The organism is Micromonospora sp. NPDC005979 (assembly GCF_040614415.1).
Taxonomy (GTDB): Bacteria; Actinomycetota; Actinomycetes; order Mycobacteriales; family Micromonosporaceae; genus Micromonospora.
Window position 1 is genome coordinate 754082 of record NZ_JBEXUR010000001.1, and the last position, 17665, is coordinate 771746.

Annotated in this window: 17 protein-coding genes and 1 pseudogene; 7 read left to right on the forward strand and 11 right to left on the reverse strand. The window is 71.5% G+C overall.

Annotation, left to right across the window (positions count from 1 at the left end; genetic code table 11):
- Nucleotides 1-68 precede the first annotated feature (68 nt).
- Nucleotides 69-1859 carry a gamma-glutamyltransferase family protein gene (locus ABZ272_RS03080; RefSeq protein WP_355048216.1) on the forward strand — a complete coding sequence of 597 codons (1791 nt, stop codon included), beginning with the start codon at nt 69-71 and terminating at the stop codon, nt 1857-1859.
- A 10-nt stretch (nt 1860-1869) separates the two neighbouring features.
- Here the strand turns inward: ABZ272_RS03080 and ABZ272_RS03085 are convergent, their stop codons facing one another.
- From ABZ272_RS03085 to ABZ272_RS03100, 4 genes are read right to left on the reverse strand one after another with little or no spacing between them, the layout of a single operon-like run.
- On the reverse strand, nt 1870-2496 hold the full coding sequence (locus ABZ272_RS03085; RefSeq protein WP_355048217.1) for a response regulator transcription factor: 627 nt from the start codon (nt 2494-2496) through the stop codon (nt 1870-1872).
- Nucleotides 2493-3734 (reverse strand): histidine kinase, encoded by a 1242-nt coding sequence (locus ABZ272_RS03090; protein ID WP_355048218.1) that lies wholly within the window; start codon nt 3732-3734, stop codon nt 2493-2495. Before ABZ272_RS03090 ends, ABZ272_RS03085 begins: the two co-directional genes overlap by 4 nt.
- A gap of 5 nt (nt 3735-3739) precedes the next feature.
- Complete coding sequence (locus tag ABZ272_RS03095; RefSeq protein ID WP_355048219.1) at nt 3740-4192, reverse strand: ABA4-like family protein; 453 nt, start codon at nt 4190-4192, stop codon at nt 3740-3742.
- Complete coding sequence (locus ABZ272_RS03100) at nt 4189-5112, reverse strand: hypothetical protein (RefSeq protein ID WP_355048220.1); 924 nt, start codon at nt 5110-5112, stop codon at nt 4189-4191. Before ABZ272_RS03100 ends, ABZ272_RS03095 begins: the two co-directional genes overlap by 4 nt.
- A gap of 163 nt (nt 5113-5275) precedes the next feature.
- Between ABZ272_RS03100 and ABZ272_RS03105 the strand changes: the two genes are divergently transcribed.
- Entirely contained in the window at nt 5276-6025 is a 750-nt protein-coding gene (locus tag ABZ272_RS03105; protein WP_355048221.1) for a glyoxalase, read from the forward strand.
- Nucleotides 6026-6065: 40 nt separating this feature from the next.
- Here the strand turns inward: ABZ272_RS03105 and ABZ272_RS03110 are convergent, their stop codons facing one another.
- Nucleotides 6066-7313 carry an MFS transporter gene (locus tag ABZ272_RS03110; protein ID WP_355048222.1) on the reverse strand — a complete coding sequence of 416 codons (1248 nt, stop codon included), beginning with the start codon at nt 7311-7313 and terminating at the stop codon, nt 6066-6068.
- Between the two features lie 82 nt (nt 7314-7395).
- On the opposite strand from ABZ272_RS03110, the gene ABZ272_RS03115 reads away from it, so the two are divergent.
- Nucleotides 7396-8280: a LysR family transcriptional regulator gene (locus tag ABZ272_RS03115; RefSeq protein ID WP_355048223.1), complete on the forward strand. Its 885-nt coding sequence runs from the start codon at nt 7396-7398 to the stop codon at nt 8278-8280.
- A gap of 47 nt (nt 8281-8327) precedes the next feature.
- Here ABZ272_RS03115 and ABZ272_RS03120 read toward each other — a convergent pair whose 3' ends face one another.
- The 5 genes from ABZ272_RS03120 to ABZ272_RS03140 form a co-directional block, all read right to left on the reverse strand.
- Nucleotides 8328-8609, reverse strand: a complete 282-nt coding sequence (locus ABZ272_RS03120) for a helix-turn-helix domain-containing protein (RefSeq protein ID WP_355048224.1) — start codon at nt 8607-8609, stop codon at nt 8328-8330.
- Entirely contained in the window at nt 8606-9010 is a 405-nt protein-coding gene (locus tag ABZ272_RS03125; protein ID WP_355048225.1) for a VOC family protein, read from the reverse strand. Before ABZ272_RS03125 ends, ABZ272_RS03120 begins: the two co-directional genes overlap by 4 nt.
- A 154-nt stretch (nt 9011-9164) precedes the next feature.
- Complete coding sequence (locus tag ABZ272_RS03130) at nt 9165-9878, reverse strand: permease-like cell division protein FtsX (protein WP_355048226.1); 714 nt, start codon at nt 9876-9878, stop codon at nt 9165-9167.
- Nucleotides 9879-9935: 57 nt separating this feature from the next.
- Nucleotides 9936-10346, reverse strand: coding sequence for an NUDIX domain-containing protein (locus tag ABZ272_RS03135; RefSeq protein WP_355048227.1), 411 nt, complete (start codon nt 10344-10346; stop codon nt 9936-9938).
- Between the two features lie 123 nt (nt 10347-10469).
- Nucleotides 10470-11492 carry an RNA polymerase subunit sigma-70 gene (locus ABZ272_RS03140; RefSeq protein ID WP_355048228.1) on the reverse strand — a complete coding sequence of 341 codons (1023 nt, stop codon included), beginning with the start codon at nt 11490-11492 and terminating at the stop codon, nt 10470-10472.
- Between the two features lie 125 nt (nt 11493-11617).
- On the opposite strand from ABZ272_RS03140, the gene ABZ272_RS03145 reads away from it, so the two are divergent.
- On the forward strand, nt 11618-12178 hold the full coding sequence (locus ABZ272_RS03145) for a dihydrofolate reductase family protein (protein WP_355048229.1): 561 nt from the start codon (nt 11618-11620) through the stop codon (nt 12176-12178).
- A gap of 226 nt (nt 12179-12404) precedes the next feature.
- Here the strand turns inward: ABZ272_RS03145 and ABZ272_RS03150 are convergent, their stop codons facing one another.
- Nucleotides 12405-12656, reverse strand: a complete 252-nt coding sequence (locus ABZ272_RS03150; RefSeq protein ID WP_355048230.1) for a hypothetical protein — start codon at nt 12654-12656, stop codon at nt 12405-12407.
- Nucleotides 12657-13041: 385 nt separating this feature from the next.
- Here ABZ272_RS03150 and ABZ272_RS03155 point away from each other — a divergent pair, with 385 nt between their 5' ends.
- The 3 genes and pseudogenes from ABZ272_RS03155 to ABZ272_RS03165 all read left to right on the forward strand — a co-directional run.
- Nucleotides 13042-13833, forward strand: coding sequence for a PrsW family glutamic-type intramembrane protease (locus ABZ272_RS03155; protein ID WP_355048231.1), 792 nt, complete (start codon nt 13042-13044; stop codon nt 13831-13833).
- A 147-nt stretch (nt 13834-13980) separates the two neighbouring features.
- The gene (fdh, locus tag ABZ272_RS03160; RefSeq protein WP_355048232.1) at nt 13981-17256 is read left to right on the forward strand and encodes a formate dehydrogenase; all 3276 of its coding nucleotides are present in this window, start codon (nt 13981-13983) and stop codon (nt 17254-17256) included.
- 3 nt (nt 17257-17259) lie between these two features.
- Nucleotides 17260-17665, forward strand: a pseudogene (locus tag ABZ272_RS03165) (4Fe-4S ferredoxin); the annotation flags it as partial.

The window sequence follows — 17665 nt, forward strand, 5'->3', positions numbered from 1 at the left end:
CATTGCGCGCTGGGAGGCCACCGACGGCGGTCTCCCAGCGCCACCCGGGCCACCAGTGAGGTGTTGTCATGTCGTTCACCACCCGACCGACCCTGCAGGGCACCTTCGGCATGGTCTCGTCGACGCACTGGCTCGCGAGCCAGTCGGCGATGGGGATCCTCGAACGCGGCGGCAACGCCTTCGACGCCGCGGTGACCGCCGGGTTCGTCCTGCACGTCGTCGAACCCCACCTCAACGGCCCGGGCGGTGAGGTGCCGGCGATCGTCGCCACCGCCCGGGATCCGCGTCCGAGGGTGCTGTGCGGGCAGGGCCCCGCGCCGGCCGGCGCGACCGTCGCCCACTTCCGGGCGCTCGGCGTGGACCTCGTCCCGGGCGCCGGCCCGCTCGCGGCGGCCGTGCCCGGCGCGGTGGACGCGTGGCTCCTGCTGCTGCGCGACCACGGCACGCTCTCCCTCGCCGAGGTGCTGGAGCCGGCGATCGGTTACGCCGCCGCCGGCCACCCCCTGGTGGGCGCGGTCGGTGCGACGGTGGCGGCCGTGCGGTCGCTGTTCGAGGAGCACTGGCCCACGTCCGCCCAACTCTGGCTGCGCGGCGGCCGGCCGCCGGTCGCGGGGGAGCGGTTCGCCAACCCGGCGTACGCGCGCACGCTGCGCCGACTCGTCGAGGCGGGACAGGCGACCGGCGGGGACCGGGAGGCGCAGATCGAGGCGGCCCGCCGAGCCTGGGGCACGGGCTTCGTGGCCGAGGCGATCGACGCGTTCAGCCGGCGGCCGTTCCGCGACTCCAGCGGACGCGCACACGCCGGGCTGGTCACCGGCGACGACCTGGCCGCGTACTCGGCGACCTGGGAAACGCCGACCACCCTCGACTGGCAGGGCTACACGGTGGCCAAGACCGGCTTTTGGGGCCAGGGTCCGGTGCTGCTCCAGACGCTGGCGATTCTCGACGCGCTCGACGACCACGGCGCGTACGACACGGCGAGCGCCGCCGGCATCCACGCCCAGGCCGAGGCGTTGACGCTCGCGTTCGCCGACCGGGAGGCGTGGTACGGCGACAGCGCCGACGTGCCCGCCCCGGCGCTGCTGGACCCGGCGTACACGCGGGACCGGGCGGCCCTGATCGGGGACCGCGCGTCGAGCGAGCTGCGACCGGGGAGTCCCGGCGGTGCGCAGCCGCGCCTACCGGACCACCTCCGGTCGGGCGTCACCCACCGGGCCGACGTGCCGGACCCCACCACGGGCGAGCCGACCGTACGGTCCGACGGGGTCACCCGGGGCGACACCTGCCACGTCGACGTCGTCGACAGGTGGGGCAACATGATCTCCGCGACGCCGAGCGGTGGCTGGTTGCAGAGTTCACCAACGATCCCGGAGCTCGGGTTCCCACTGGGCAGCCGGTTGCAGATGTGCTGGCTCCAGGAGGGACTGCCCGCGTCGCTCGTCCCGGGCCGCCGGCCCCGGACCACGCTCAGCCCGACCCTGGTGCTCCGCGACGGGCAGCCGATCCTGGCGTGCGGCACGCCCGGCGGCGACCAGCAGGACCAGTGGCAGCTGCCCTTCCTGCTGCGTCACCTCGTCGGCGGTCAGCATCTCCAGCAGGCCATCGACGCGCCCGCCTGGCACAGCCTCGGCGCGCCGTCGTCGTTCTACCCCCGTGACCGCGAGCCCGGCGTGTTGCTGGTGGAGGATCGGCTCGACGCCGCCGTGGTGACGGCCCTGCGGGCGTACGGGCACGAGGTGCGGCTCGCCGACGCGTGGAGCCTCGGTCGGCTCTGCGCGGTGTCCCGGGACCCGGCCACCGGAGTGCTCGCCGCCGGCGCGAACCCGAGGGGGATGCAGGGCTACGCCTGCGGCCGGTAGGAGACGCCGGTCAGGCGCCGCGCGCGAACAGCGCGAGGCGTACCCGGTTGGGGCTGTCGGTCTTGGTCATCAGGCTCGTGATGTGGGTCTTGACGGTGGTCACGCCGATGTGGAGCCGCTCGGCGATCTCGGTGTTGGACAGGCCCTCGGCGACCAGGGTCAGCACGTCCTGCTCGCGGGCGGTCAACCCGTCATACTGCCGGGGCGGCGCGACGCGGGCCCGCACCGCGCGCTGGACGAGGCGGTGCAGCACCTCCGGGCTGAACGGGCTGTCGCCCGCGGCGGCCCGCCGAATGCCGTCCAACAGCTCGGCCGGCGGCGCGTCCTTGAGCAGGAAACCGCACGCGCCGGCACTCAGGGCCGGGTAGAGGTGGTCGTCGTCGCCGAACGTGGTCAGCACCAGCACCCGGGTGGCGGGACGTTCGGCGAGGATGCGGCCGGTCGCGGTGATCCCGTCGACGCCGGGCATGCGCAGGTCCATGACGACGACGTCGGGGACGAGCCGCGCCGCGAGGGTGACCGCCTCGCGGCCGTTGTCGGCCTCGCCGACGACCTCGATGTCGGTCTGCGCGTCGCAGAGCATCCGCAGGCCCGCCCGGATGAGGTGCTGGTCGTCGACGAGCAGGACACGGATCACGCCGGCCTCCGGGCGGGTGTTCCGGGCGGGGCCGCGCGGACCCGGGGAGCCGGCGCGGGCAGGGTGTTCGGCAGGACGGTCCGCACCCGCCAGCCCGTACCGGTCGGACCCGCCTCCAGCCGGCCGCCGAGGACCTCGACGCGTTCGGTCATCCCGGTGACGCCGTGACCGCCGCCGGCCGGCACCGCCGTCGACGGGCGGTCACCATCGGGGCCACCCCCGTCGTCGGTGACCTCCCAGTGCACGGCCCCGTCCCGGACCGCCACCACCAGGCGCGCCCGCGCGGACGTTCCCGCGTGACGTGCCACGTTGGTCAACGCCTCCTGGGTCAGCCGCAGCACCGCCAGACCCCGTACCGCGTCGATCTTCCCGATCGCCGCGTCGATGTCGGCCTCGACGGTGATGCCGGCCTGGCGGGCCCGGTCGACGGCGGCGCCGAGCGCCGAGGGGAGCGCCGCGGGCTCGATCGCGGTCAGCGCGGCGTCACCGCGTACCCCGTCGGGGTCGCGCAGCACCGCGACCAGCCGGCGCAGCTCCGACAGGGCCGCGGTGCCCGTGCCGTGCACGTCGTCGAACACCTCGCCCACCCGCGGATCGAGGTCGGTCAGGACGTGCCGGGCCACACCGACCCGCAGCACCATCGACGCCACGTGGTGGGCGACGACGTCGTGCAGCTCGCGGGCGATGGCCGTGCGCTCGTCGGCGCGCGCCGCGCGGCCCTCCGACTCGCGGCGTCGCTGCTCGGCCAGCGCCCGCTCCACGGCCTGCCGGCTCAGCTCCCGGTTGGTCCGGATGACCAGGCCGAGCAGCACCGGGACGCCGACCTCGAGGCCCAGACCGACGACGCCGGAGGCGACCTGGCGCAGCGGGTCACCGATGTTGGCGGTCAGGTCGACCACGGTCAGCAGCCCGGCGGCCAACCAGATGGTGCGGGCGCGACCCGCGAGCATGGTGACCTCGAGCAGAGCCCAACTCGCACCCACCTGGTTGATGGTGACGTCGTCGACGAGGCAGATCGCGACCGCCAGCAACGCCGCCTGCGCCACCAGGTTGACCACCGGCCGGCGGTACGCCACGACCGCCACGGCGAACGCGGCCACCGCGAGGGTCCACTGTGTCGGCGAGGGCACGGAAGCGGAGTGGGGCACGAAGAGCAGGTAGCCCAACCCACTGAGGTCGAGCAGCACCATCCGCACCCGCGCGTCCCGCGCGTCGAACAGCCGCCCCCACCACCCCACGATCGTCAGCCTAGGTGCTCGGTGTCGACGGCTGCGACCACCGGCCGCCGCCACCTGGCCCGTACGCCCAGGTAGGCCGCCAGGCCGAGCGGCCCGAGCAGGATGGTCAGCAGCAGCACCGGCGCCATGACCAGCGCCGGTACCCCCCGTTCCCGGCTGTCCAACCACGCCCAGCGGCCCACGAACAGGTCGAACGCGATCATGTGAGCCCAGCCCGCCGCCGCGCCGTCGGGCGTGCCGAGCAGCTCCCGCACCCCGTCGAGGGTCGGCGACGCGACGGCGGGCAGCACCGTGCCGAACGCCGGCACCACCAGCAGCGCGTAGATCACCACGACCGGCAGCACGATCAGCGGCGAGCCGACGATCCGGGCCGTCCACGACCAGCGTGGCAGCAGGATCATCAGTGCCCAGAACGGCGCGGCCAGCGCGAACGTCAGCGAGAACAGCGCCCCGGTCATGCCGCGAGCGCCAGCTCCGGGCGGCGGCGCGCGAGCACCAGAGCGGTGGCGGTCGCCGTCGCGACCGCCAGGGCCGCGACGACGGCCAGGGTGAGGGCGTCCGGGCGCAGCAGCGGCTGCCCGCGCAGGGCCTGCCAGGTCAACACCAGAGTGAGTACGCCGTACGCCGTGCCCGCGACGACCAGCAACCGGATGCGGGTCCGCGCGTCCAGCCGGGACGCGAACCGGGTCAGCAGGATCGCCAGGAGCGGCAGGGCCTGCAGGGCGTGCAGCCCCACGAAGTGCCCGATCCGCAGGTCACCGCCGGTGGTGCTCCAACCGACCACGGGCAGACCCGGCCCACCGTCGGCCACGCCCACGCTGTGCGCACCGGAGACGCCCTCGATGCCCGGGTCCTGCATGGGCAGCACCATCGGCATGGCCGCGAGCATACCGAGCAGGGACAGGCCGAGCCCCCACCCGACGGCGGTCGCGGCGACCCGGTCGGGAATCCGCCGGATCAGCAGGACGACCGCGAGGACGAGGTGCGCGACGAACAGCACCATGATCGCCGCGCCCATCACCGCGAAGAGGATCGCGTTCAGCGGGGTGGTGTCGTTGAAGTGGCTCGTCGTACCCCGGATCACCTGAGCGACGATCACCACCATCTCCACCAGCGCCAGCGCGACGATGCTCGCCGCCGCCCACTCGGCGACCCGGCTGCGGCGCGGCAGCAGCGACAGCATCCACGCGAGCGTCGCGCCGTACAGGACGAAGGAGACCGCGAACTTGAACGGCTTGAGCCAGATCGGCGCCCCGGTGAGGACGCGCGGGTCGACGAGGATGCCGACGGCGGTGACGACGGCGAGCACCGCCGACGCGGCCACGAAGAGGGTCAGCGGGCGGTTCCAGCGCGCCGCCCGGCGCAGAACGGTAGTCATGCCTGTAGATGCTCGTGGCCGCCGCTGCCGTACGCGTCCGACCTCGGGCCCCGGTCGCGGCCCCGGGTCGGAGCCCGCCTCCTCCCTGGGTAGGAGGTGAGATCGGGCGCGGTCCGCCGCCGATGCTGGCACAATGGCCGGCCTGCCGACCGGGGGAGTGACCGTGACGACCAGCGAGGACCGTGTCCAGCCGAACGAGACCACCGTGCCGCTGCTGCCCTGCCCGACGCCCGAGGAGACCCTGGCTTTCTGGCGGGCCCTCGGCTTCGAGGTGACCTACGAACAGTTGCGACCATACGTCTATCTGGTCGTCGAGTGGAGCGGGTTCGCCCTGCACTACGGGCCCGCGTCGAAGGACCTCGACCCGGCCCGGGAGCAGTCCGGCGGCGCCCTGGTCATGGTCGACGCGGTCGCGCCGTACCACGCGGCGTTCGCCGAGGCGATGCGCCGCGCGTACGGCAAGGTGCTCGTCAAGGGCCTGCCCCGGATGACCCGCTTCCGGGCGGGAGCGTCGCGGTTCAGCATCGTCGACCCGTGCGGCAACACCATCGTCTTCATCCGGCGCGACGAGCCACAGGACATGGAGTACGGCGGGTCGTCGAAATTGCAGGGACTGGCCCGGGTGCTGGACAACGCGCGGATCCTGCGCGAGTTCAAGACCGACGACCGGGCCGCCTACCGGGCGCTCGACTCGGGGATGCGCCGCCGGGCCGACGACGCCCCGGTGGTCGAGCAGGCGATGGCGCTGGCCGCGCTCGTCGAGTTGTCGGTGGCGCTGGGCAAGACCGACCGGGTGCCCGAGTGGGGGGCTCGGCTGCGCGCGCTCACGTTGACGGAGTCGGAGCGTACCCAGGTGGCGGCCTATGTCGCGGACCCGGTCCTGCTGGAACCGTTCTGGTCCGATCCACGGTGACGCGGCGACCGGGGCCGGGCACCGCCCGGCCCCGGCCCGGTCAGCGGTTCGCCCAGCTGCGGCGGAACAGCGCCGTCACGCCGGCCAGCAGAACGAGGAGCAGGCCGGTGAACCAGTTCATGGCCGTGATCGTGCTGACCGTGCGGGTGGCGATCCCGATGCCGAGGGCCGGCAGGCTCATTCCGAGGTAGGCGATGAGGAACAGCCCGGCCAGGGCCTCACCGCGCCGGGCCGGCGCGGCCATCGCCGCGACCGTGCCGACGGAGGCCTTGAACAGCACACCCGCGCCGACGCCGGCGAGCACGCCACCGAGCAGGAACGCGGTCAGGCTCGCGGTGTGCATCCCCACCAGCACGACGGGCACGCCGACGGCCTGCGCCAGCAACCCGAGCCGCACCTTCGCCGGGGCGGGCAGCCGGGTGGTGAGGCTCTGCGCCACGGCCGCGCCGCCGAACACGGCGAACACGACCGCGCCGGCCAGCGCCCGCGACGGCAGGTGCAGCGCGCCGGCGACGAAGCCCGGCGCCACGGAGGTGAACAGGCCGAACACGGCGAACGACGCGAAGCCGGCGGCGGTCGCGGCCACGTACCCGGCGGGATCGCCGTGGTCGGTGCTGATTCGCTGCGGCCGGTAGGTGGGCCGGACCGGCCGCTTCAACACGGTCTCCGGTGTCGCCGCGACCGCCACGAGGCTGACGGCCAGCAGCACGGCGAACACCAGGTACGGGGTGCGCAGCGGCGCGTCGACGTACTGGGCGAGGACGCCCGCCACCAGCGCGCCGACGCCGAGGCCGCCGATGTTCGCGGCGGTGGAGACCACCTCGAAGCGCTGCCGGGACGCGCCGGGGCGGTGCGCCGCGTGCAACTCCTGGAGGTACGCGGTCGCGGTCGCGGTGATCATGCCGATGCCCAGCCCACTCACCAGGCGGGCGACCAGCAGCACCGGCAGGGACGTGTCGCCCAGGAACAGCGCGGCGGCGACCAGTTCCAGGGCCAGCGCCGCGATGAGGATCTTCTTGCGGCCGACCCAGTCCGACACGTGCCCGGCGAGCAGCAGGCTGATCACCACACCCACCGCGTACGCCGCGAACACGATCGTGACCGTGAACGTGGAGAAGCCGTCCCGCGCCATGTAGAGCGGGTACAGCGGGGACGGAACGGTGCAGAACGCCATCGCGGTGAGGAACGCCAGGGCGATCGCCCAGAAGCCACGGCCGTGGCGGGACGATCCTTCGGTACGCCCGGCCGGGGCGACGGGCCGGCGGGAGGGCAGGGTCGTTGACGACATGAGCCCACTGTCACCCCACCCGATCATCACGTCCAACGAAAGTTGACGCTAGTCACCATCGCTGCGAGTGATACTAGGGGGCGTGGAACTGCGTCAACTCGAGTACTTCGTCGCGGTGGCCGAGGAGCAGAACTTCACCCGCGCCGCCGCCCGCCTGCACGTCGTGCAGTCCGCCGTATCGGCAGCCGTGAAGACCCTCGAACGCGAACTGGGCGCACCGTTGCTGGACCGCAACTCCAAACGCGTACTCCTGACCGACGCCGGCCTCGCGCTGCTACCCCGCGCCCGCATCGCCCTCGACGCGGCCCGCGACGCCCGCGACGCGGTCGCCGAGGTGCACGGCGGTCTTCGGGGCACCCTGCGCATCGGCACGATGACCTCGATCCGGCTCCTGCACCTGCCGGCCCTGCTCGGCGAGTTCCACCGCCGGCACCCCGGGGTGCTGCTGCACACCAGCGTCGCGCCGTCCGGCTCCCAGGGGCTCATCGACGCGCTCACCGAGCGCCGACTCGACCTCGCGTTCGTCTCGCTGCCCGGCACGCCACCGGCGGCGATCCACCTCACCGAGCTGGCCCGGTCGGTGATCGACCTCGTCGTGCCGGACGGTCACCCGCTCGCCGCGAACGAGGCGGTGTCGCTGCGCGACCTCGCCGGTCTCGACTTCATCGACTCCCCGATCGGCTACGGCAACCGTGCCGTCACCGACCGGGCGTTCGCCACCGCCGGCCTGTCCCGGCGCGTCACCATCGAGATACCCGACATCGCCACCGGCGCCGACCACGTCCGGCACGGTCTCGGTATCGCCCTACTGCCCCGCTTCGTCGTCGCCGACGCTCCCGGAGTCCGGACCCTGACCGTCACCGACGCCGACCTGGACTGGACCGCGTCGCTGGCCACGCCCGTGGACCGCCCGCTCGGCGCCGCCGCCCGCGCCCTCATCGCCCTGACCGGCGAGTTCCTGCCCTGACGAGGACGATCCTGCTCTGGACCAGACCGTGATGCGACAGCGGGTCCCTAGGCATCGTTCTTGCCCCAGTTGCCGAGTGCGACGATCGCCTCGCGTAAGGCGAGCCCGCGATCGGTCAGCGCATAGGCCCGCGTGTTGTGTCGAAGGGGCAGGCGGAACAGCACGCCAGCCGCTTCGAGCTCGCGCAGGCGTGTCGCGAGCATGTTCGTCGGCACGCCGAGGTCGCGCTGCAGATCGCCGTAGCGTTGTGGTCCGTCGAGCAGCCGTTCCACGATGAGCAGGGCCCACCGTGCTCCGACGATGTCGAGGGCCGCGGCGAGGTCGCTCACGCCGTCGGATCGGCGTCCGCCTTCATCCAGAACGGTGAGTAGTGGTAGCCGTCGGGGTCGTCGAATTGGCGCTGGTACATGAAGGGGTAGTCGTCGGTGTCACCGATCCGGCCGCCGGCGGCGCCGGCGCGGTCAACGAGCTCATCGACCGCCTCGCGGCTGCCCAGGTTGAACGAGACCGTGACCTTCGAGGGCGTATCTGGTCCGCCGACGAGCTCTTCGACTCCGCCGACGCTCGCGTACATCTCGCGGCTGCCGAGCATGACGTACTGCTCGGGGGCGATCGCGAAGCACGACACATTGTGGTCGGACATCTCCGTGTTGAGGGTCCAGCCAAGGGCCGTGTAGAAGACGGTTGCGCGCTCGACGCTCTCGACCGGGCAGGTGATGAAGAGGCTCACGCGTGCCATACTTGCAAAATGCAAGTGACCCGTCAAGGGGCATGCGTCCCGTAGGATCGGGTACCGCGATCGGCCGGCAGTGCGACTCCGCGGCCAGATGGACCTTGGTGGTCAGGCCGCCTCGCGACCGGGCCACGTCGAGCGAGGCACGTGGCTACAGCATCGCCAGCGGCACGAGCTGCACGCTGTCGACGCCGTCGAGTTCCCTCAGCTCGGACACTCCCGCGCCCTTCTTGTCCAAGGGCATCTCGAACCGCCAGGACTCGTGCCCCATCTGCGGATCGAGCTGCGTGGTCAGGTCGCCCTTGCCCTGGCAGCGCTCACGCAGACGCTCGTACGCGGCGGCCCGGTCCTCGAAGGCGACCGACCGGGCGGTCGGCAGTGCCCGTACCGCCTGCTCCACGGCGGTCCGCTGCCCGTCGGTCGCGGACGGCTTCAGCCGGACGACGATCCCGATCCGCGAGGGCAGGGGATCGACGTCCGCGACCTTGAGGACGACATCCGTGACACCCGCGACGCCGGCCATCACCAGCTCCACCGCCTCGGCGATCGGCGCGTCGGTGACCGTGGCGTGGAACAGTTCCGGCACGTACTCCGGCTTGATCTCCGCCAACAGGTCGGGGCTGTCCTTCAGCGCCTCCTTCTCGCGCGCGTACGCCTGCTCGCGGTTCTCGAACGTCACCTGTTCGACGCTGGGCATCGACCTCAGCCGCTGTTCCACGGTGGTCTTCCGGTCCGCCGTGATGTCCTGTTGCAGGAAAACGGTCAGGGCGACCTTGGTGAACTCCGCGGGCTTCGGGGGCTTCGAGGTGCAGGCGGACACGCCGAGCAGGAGGACCAGGGCCAGGGGTGGGGCGAGGCGACGCATGGGCGGAGATCGTAACGATCATCCGCCAGCGCCGCTGTCCGTCATCGCGGACAGGGATCAGGCGTTCCCGAGGTGCATCGACAGCACCGCCACGGTCGAGACCGCCAGCTTCCGATCGAACACCTCGTCGCGGGGGACGAAGACCATGGCCTGTCCCTCGCCGAGCACGACGTCCTCCTGCCGCGCGAAGGTGGCGCCACGGAACACGTGCACCGTCACCGTGTGCGGGAAGCCGGCCTCGTACGGACGTGGACCGCTCCACAGAAGGTGCAGCTCACCGGCTGTCAGGCCCGTCTCCTCCAGCAGCTCGCGGCGGGCCGCCTGCTCCGGCGACTCGCCGGGCTCAAGGTGGCCGCCGGGAAGGCTCCACTGATTCGGCGAGACGGGCGCGTGCTCGTCGCGATGCTGCATGAGCACGGCCCCGGACGGATCGACGAGCAGGACGAGGGCGACGTCGTAGGTGGCCACCACGAGACCATTGCACCCTGCCCGGCTCCTGTCACGTTGGTCGTCCGCTTCGCGGCTCGACGTGGCGATGTGCTGTTGAGCCGTATACCTCAGAGTCATATTCATACCTCTGAGGTATACCGCTCACCGCCGCACGCCCGGACTGAGGCGACCGAGGGTCACCGCCGTCCGCACGGGTGCGTGGCCCGGCAGGGTCGGCGGGAGTCCGAACAGGCCGAACAGCGTCGGATCGACGAACGTCACGCATCGTCGGATCAGGCCACCCGTCACGGTGAAGAGCTGGAGCGAGTGCGCGCGTACGCCTCCGCTTCCGGGGTCCGGTGCATAGGCCGCGAGCGCCGTCGTGCCGTTCGCCGCCAGCGGCACGAGGTGCCACCCCGAGCCGCGCATGGCGAAGACGCGTTCCAGGAACCGTCGGTAGTGCGGCCGTCCGGCGAGCCAGAGCGCCACCGGAGGCATCTCCAGCACCACGTCGTCGGCGAGCAGGCGGGCCAGACCTGCCACGTCGGCTGCCTCGAACGCCGCCAGATAACGCTCGATCACGGCGCGCTCGGCGGGGTCGGCCGGCTCGCGCAACTCCTCCAGCGTCGGTCCAGCGGCCCGCAGTGTCGCCCGGGCCCGCTGCAGGCCGCTGTTCACCGAGGCCACACTGCCGCCGAGGATCTGCGTCACCTCCACGGCCGACAGTTGCAGCACCTCCCGCAGCACCAGCACCGCACGCTGCCGAGCGGGCAGTAGCTGCAGCGCCGCGACCAGAGCGAGCCGCAGCCCTGCCCGCTGTTGGACGGCGTCGGCCGGGTCACCGAGCCGCGCGTCCGGGAACGGCTGCAACCAGGGGATGTCGAAGCGGGGGACGAGCGGCGCGTCCGGGTCGCCGGCCGGGTCCAACCCGCTCGGCAGCGGCCGGCGCGCGCGTCCCGCCAGCGCCGTGAGGCAGGCGTTGGTCGCGATGCGGTGCAACCAGGTACGCGGCGACGACCGCTCCGGGTCGTACCGGTCAGTCGCCCGCCAGGCGCGCAGCAGGGTCTCCTGCACCAGGTCCTCGGCCTCGTCGACCGAGCCGAGCATCCGGTAGCAGTGCGCCAGCAGGTCAGCGCGGTACGCCTCGTACCGCCCGTCCCGGTCCTGCGCCGTCGCCTCGACCACGGCCCAGAGCGTACGCCGAGAGACGGTCGAGATTTCTCAGCCTGGACCGATGAGTCCGGCGCGTGGCGTCGGTAGGTGGTGGTAGGAGCGGGCCGCGCTGGACCGCCACGGTGAAAGGGATCCACATGGGCGACATCATCGTCATTCAGTTCTCCACGCTGGACGGCGTGGTCTCCGACCCGGACGGGCGCTGGGGTACCGACCACGGTGGGTGGGCGTTCCGGTACGGGGCAGGGCCGGTCAGCGGCGACAAGTTCCGCCTCGGTGCCCGGATGGAGCAGGGCGTCCAGCTCTACGGCCGGCGCACCTGGGAGCACTTCGCCCAGCTGTGGCCGAAGCGCGATGGAGGCTACGCCTCGCTGATGAACGCCGTGCCCAAGCGGGTGGCGACCACCACGGGCATCGACGCGGCGGCCTGGTCGAACTCGGCCCCGATCGACGGTGACCCGGTGGCCTGGGCCGTCGACGAGCGCACCCGGCGCGACGTGGTGGTGATCGGCAGCCTCAGCTTGGTCCGGGCGCTGGCCGTCGCGGACGTGATCGACGAGTACCGGCTGATCACGTTCCCGACGATCGCCGGTGCGGGCGAGCGTCTGTTCGCGCCCGGGGCGCGGGCCGACTTTCGCTTCGAGGAGGTGGAAGCCGTCGAGGCAGGCGCGTTCACCGTGCTGCGCCGCGAGCGCTGAGCACCGTTTCAGATGCTCTGGACGGGTAGTTCCCGACTGTTGGGGCGGTGGGCGCAGCCGGCGGCCGGCGATGATCCTCGGTCACCTCCAGTGGGTGCGGATGCGGTCGTGAGCACATCGACACGGCGGGCAGCCGAAGCGGACGACGGCGACCACGAGCCGCGTCGCCGCAGTCGGACGTCATCGGGTGGGCGGTCATGCCCTGGAACGCGGCGGCCGCTGCCGGCTACCTGGCTCTGCCCCAGGGGAAGAAGAAGTCGTCGCTGTCGGCGAGCCACCAGTAGTACTCGGGGGATTTGTGGTTCTTGCGGGCCACCCGGGTGACGGCGACCGATGCCGCCCGGATGCGGTCGGCGGCAACGCCCTCGTCGACGAGGCGTGCCCGCAGTCCCGCGAGGAAGTCGCCGGACATTACGAAGTCGTCGACGATCAGGATGTTGCCGCCCCGGTAGGCCAGGACGGCCTCGGGGATCGTCACGAGCCACTTCGTCGTCTCGAAGAGGAAGGACCCACTCGACTCCACCGGACCGTGCGGGTCGTCCCGCCAGGTCCGCGTTCCGACGAATACGGGCGGTTGGTTGTCGAACTCGCCGCGAGCAGGTTGGCGAAGGTGGCACCGGGAAGGCCGGGAGTGACGATCGCGGTGGGCGGGAACTCCGACTTGATCTTTCGGCCGAGGTCGTTCGCGGCCGCCTGTAGGTCGGGCCACTCGAGCCGCTTCCGCATCTGGTTGAGCTGCTTGGCTTCGCGTTCGGAGCCGTCCGGTCGCGCAGCAGTGGCCGCTGCGGTGCGTGGCGAGTCATCGCAGTCATCTCAGCACCCACGCTGGTCTTCGTAACCTGGATCCGCCAGACTCCCCGGGTATGCGTGATCGTTCTCGCCGGTGGGCGTGGGTCGGTGTGCTCCTTGTCGGGCTGATCCTCTATATAGCGGTGCTGCGGACCCTGGTCAGCACCCAGAATCCGAACTTCGTGCCGGCGCTGATCCTGCTCGGCGCGACCCTGGCGCCCCTGACGTTCCTGACGTTCGCCCAGGCCCGTACCGGGCGGTGGCAGGTGCCGGCGTCGGTGCTGGTGACGTCGGCGTTCTTCGGCGGGGTGATCGGCACGGTGGTGGCCGGCACCCTGGAGTACGACACCCTGCGCGGCCTCGGCACCCTGCCCATGGTGTTCGTGGCGTTGATCGAGGAGTCGGCCAAGCTGATCGTCCCCGTGGTGCTGTTGTTCACGGCCCTGGCGCAGCACCGCCGCCGGGTGCCGTCCGACGGTCTGGTCATCGGCGTGGCCGCCGGCATGGGCTTCGCCGCGCTGGAGACGATGGGGTACGCCTTCACCGCCCTGCTCAGCTCGAAGGGCAACATCGGCGCGGTGGAGCAGACCCTGTTCATCCGGGGGCTGACCGCGCCCGCCGGGCACACCGCCTGGACCGGGTTGACCGCCGGCGCGCTGTGGGCGCTGCTGGCCACCCCGAGCGTCCGCCGCCTGTTCGGCTTCCTGGGCACCTTCGTGGGCGTCGTCGCCCTGCACACGCTCTGGGACACCTTCACCGGTTCGTTCGTCTTCGTCGCCGTGGCGATCGTCAGCATCGGCTGGCTGCTCTGGGAGCTGCGCCGATACCGGACCTTCGGTGACCATCTGGCCGCCGGGCATCCGTAGCCGACGCCCCCGTTCACCATGCCTCCCTCGGCCGCCGTGACCCGGCCGGGGGAGGCATTGCTCTGCTGATCCCGCTGCGGCGGGCCCGTCCGCTCATCTACTGTCGGAGTATTCATATTTTGGGTCTTTCGTCGGGAAGGTGCAGCGATGGGGGTGCGCCGCTGGATCGCGAGCTGGCCGCTCTATCGCCAGCTCAGCGGCACCGACCCGCTCGGTCGCGGCGCCGCCGCGAAGTCGGCCCGATCCCTCTCGCTGACCGCCCGCACCGAGACCGCCGAAAGTGTGGCGCGGTCGGTGTGTCCGTACTGTGCGGTGGGGTGTGGTCAGCGGGTGTTCGTGGCGGACGGGCAGGTTACGCAGATCGAGGGTGACCCGGACAGTCCGATCTCGCGGGGCCGGTTGTGTCCCAAGGGGTCTGCGAGCAAGAGCCTGGTGACGAGCCCGCTGCGGCAGACGACGGTCCGCTACCGCCGGCCGTACGGCACCGAGTGGGAGGACCTCGACCTCGACACGGCGATGAACATGATCGCCGACCGGGTCCTGGCCGCCCGGGACGAGACCTGGGAGGACGTGGACGAGCAGGGCCGGCCGCTGCACCGGACGCTGGGGATCTCCAGTCTGGGTGGGGCGACGCTGGACAACGAGGAGAACTACCTCATCAAGAAGTTGTTCACGGCGATGGGGGCGTTGCAGATCGAGAACCAGGCCCGTATTTGACACTCCGCCACCGTCCCCGGTCTGGGGACCAGCTTCGGTCGCGGCGGCGCCACCCAGTACCAGCAGGACCTGTCGAACTCCGACGTGATCATCATCCAGGGTTCGAACATGGCCGAGGCGCATCCGGTCGGGTTCCAGTGGGTGATGGAGGCCAAGCGTCGGGGCGCGAAGGTGTTCCACGTCGACCCGCGCTTCACGCGCACGAGCGCGGTGGCGGACGGGTACCTGCCGATCCGGGCGGGGACGGACATCGCGCTGCTGGGTGGGGTGATCCGCTACATCCTCGACAACGAGCTGGACTTCCGGGAGTACGTCCTCGCCTACACCAACGCCGCCACCATCGTGACCGACGACTTCCAGGACACCGAGGATCTGCACGGGCTCTTCTCCGGCTTCGTGGAGGCCAACGCCAGCTACGACCAGAGCAGTTGGCAGTACGAGGGCGCCCCGGAGAACATCTCCACCCGGGACACCGAGACGCAGCGGGAGACGGCGGCCGGGTTGGAGCACGAGTCGCATGGTGCGCCGGTGGGTGGGCAGACCCAGCGGGACGAGACGTTGCGGCACCCGCGGTGCGTCTATCAGATCCTCAAGCGGCACTACGCCCGGTACACGCCGGAGATGGTGGAGCGGGTCTGCGGCATCCCGCAGGACAAGTTCCTGGAGTTGGCGCGGGAGTGGACGGCGAACTCGGGCCGGGAGCGTACCGGGATGCTGGTCTACTCGGTGGGGTGGACGCAGCACAGCGTGGGTGTGCAGTACATCCGCGCCGGGGCGATCATCCAGCTCCTGCTGGGCAACGTGGGCCGTCCGGGTGGCGGGGTCATGGCGTTGCGCGGGCACGCGAGCATCCAGGGCTCGACGGACATCCCGACCCTGTTCAACCTGCTGCCCGGCTACCTGCCCATGCCCCACCACGCCGACCACCCGACCCTCGACGAGTGGATCGGCAGCATCGCCCATCCCGAGCAGAAGGGCTTCTGGGGCAACGCGCGCGCCTACGGGGTGAACCTGCTCAAGGCGTACTGGGGTGACGCGGCCACCGCCGACAACGACTACTGCTACGGCCACCTGCCCCGGATGACCGGCGACCACGGCACGTACCAGCAGGTGCTGAACATGATCGACGGGAAGATCAAGGGGTACTTCCTGCTCGGGCAGAACCCGGCGATCGGTTCGGCGCACGGCCGGGCGCAGCGCCTCGGCATGGCGAACCTCGACTGGCTGGTCGTGCGGGATCTGTTCATGATCGAGAGCGCGACGTTCTGGAAGAACGGTCCGGAGATCGAGACGGGCGAGATCGTGCCGCGGGAGTGCCGGACGGAGGTGTTCTTCCTGCCCGCCGCGTCGCACGTGGAGAAGGAGGGCACCTTCACGCAGACGCAGCGGCTGTTGCAGTGGCGGGAGAAGGCCGTCGAGCCGCCGGGCGACGCCCGCTCCGAGCTGTGGTTCTTCTACCACCTCGGTCGCATCGTCCGGGAACGCCTCGCGCGCTCGACCCGACCCCGCGACCGGGCGTTGCTGGACCTCACCTGGGACTACCCCACGCACGGTCCGCACGCGGAGCCCAGCGCCGAGTCGGTGCTGCGCGAGATCAACGGGTACGACGTGACGACCGGCCGGCCGTTGGCGAGCTACACGGAGATGAAGGACGACGGCTCCACGGCGGGTGGCTGCTGGATCTACACCGGGGTGTACGCCGACGGCGTCAACCAGGCCGCCCGCCGCAAGCCCGGCGCGGAACAGTCCCTGGTGGCGCCCGAATGGGGTTGGGCCTGGCCGTCCAACCGGCGCATCCTCTACAACCGTGCCTCCGCCGACCCGGACGGGCGCCCGTGGAGCGAACGCAAGAAGTACGTCTGGTGGGACGCGGACAAATCCGAGTGGACCGGCTACGACGTGCCGGACTTCGAGAAGACCAAGGCGCCCTCGTACCGTCCCCCGCCGAACACCTCGGGCGTCGCGGGCATCGCGGGCGACGACCCGTTCATCCTTCAGGGCGACGGCAAGGGCTGGCTGTACGCGCCCAGCGGTGTCCTGGACGGTCCGCTGCCCACCCACTACGAGCCGGTCGAGTCGCCGGTGCGCAACCCGCTCTACCGCCAGCAGGCCAACCCGACCCGCAAGGTCTACATCCATCCGATCAACAACCTCAACCCGAGCCCGCCGGAGCAGCACAGCGACGTCTTCCCGTACGTCTTCACGGTCAGCCGGCTCACCGAGCACCACACCGCCGGAGGCATGAGCCGGACCGTGCCGCACCTCGCCGAACTGCAACCGGAGATGTTCGTCGAGGTGTCGCCCGAGTTGGCCGTGCACCGGGGACTGACTCACCTGGGTTGGGCGCACCTGGTTACCACCCGCGCGGCCATCGAGGCACGGGTGCTGGTGACCGACCGGCTCACGCCGTTGCGGGTGGACGGTCGCGTCATCCACCAGGTGTGGCTGCCGTACCACTTCGGGTTCGAGGGTCTGGTGACCGGCGACTCGGCCAACGACCTGTTTGGCATCACCCTCGACCCCAACGTCCTCATCCAGGAGAGCAAGGTCGGCACGTGCGATGTACGGCCCGGCCGGCGACCGAGAGGCCAGAAGCTGCTGGATCTCGTCCTGGACTACCGGCGACGGTCGGGCAACCTGAGCCACCGCTACCCACCGCTGGTCACGACGGACGTCGCCGACAGCAGCAGCGACCAGGAGGACTGAGCGATGCCGCATGCCAACGCCCTGTACGGGCCGCTCGATCCGGCGCCGGACGCGGGGTACGTGGACGCGCCGCAGCGGATGGGGTTCTTCACCGATACGAGTGTGTGTATCGGGTGTAAGGCGTGTGAGGTGGCGTGCAAGGAGTGGAACGACGTCCCGGGAAGTGGTCTGGATCTGTTGGGGATGTCGTACGACAACACGGGTGCGTTGACGGCGAACTCGTGGCGGCACGTGGCGTTCGTGGAGCAGCCGCGCCCGCTCGGTGGGACCACCCCGGCGTTCGCCGGATACCCGGACGGGCCGGCGGTCAGCCCGGCGACGGCGGCCGTCGGGGCGCGGACCGTCGCCGACACCGGCACGGACCCGGGTCTGCCGCCTGGCGAGCCCGGCGCGGCGACCCGTATGTCGG

Excerpts from the sequence above, each read along its gene's own strand:
- ABZ272_RS03080 (WP_355048216.1), top strand. The coding sequence starts at position 69 with ATGTCGTTCACCACCCGACCGACCCTGCAGGGCACCTTCGGCATGGTC.
- ABZ272_RS03095 (WP_355048219.1), bottom strand. The coding sequence starts at position 4,192 with ATGACCGGGGCGCTGTTCTCGCTGACGTTCGCGCTGGCCGCGCCGTTC.
- ABZ272_RS03100 (WP_355048220.1), bottom strand. The coding sequence starts at position 5,112 with ATGACTACCGTTCTGCGCCGGGCGGCGCGCTGGAACCGCCCGCTGACC.
- ABZ272_RS03110 (WP_355048222.1), bottom strand. The coding sequence starts at position 7,313 with ATGTCGTCAACGACCCTGCCCTCCCGCCGGCCCGTCGCCCCGGCCGGG.
- ABZ272_RS03130 (WP_355048226.1), bottom strand. The coding sequence starts at position 9,878 with ATGCGTCGCCTCGCCCCACCCCTGGCCCTGGTCCTCCTGCTCGGCGTG.
- ABZ272_RS03145 (WP_355048229.1), top strand. The coding sequence starts at position 11,618 with ATGGGCGACATCATCGTCATTCAGTTCTCCACGCTGGACGGCGTGGTC.
- ABZ272_RS03155 (WP_355048231.1), top strand. The coding sequence starts at position 13,042 with ATGCGTGATCGTTCTCGCCGGTGGGCGTGGGTCGGTGTGCTCCTTGTC.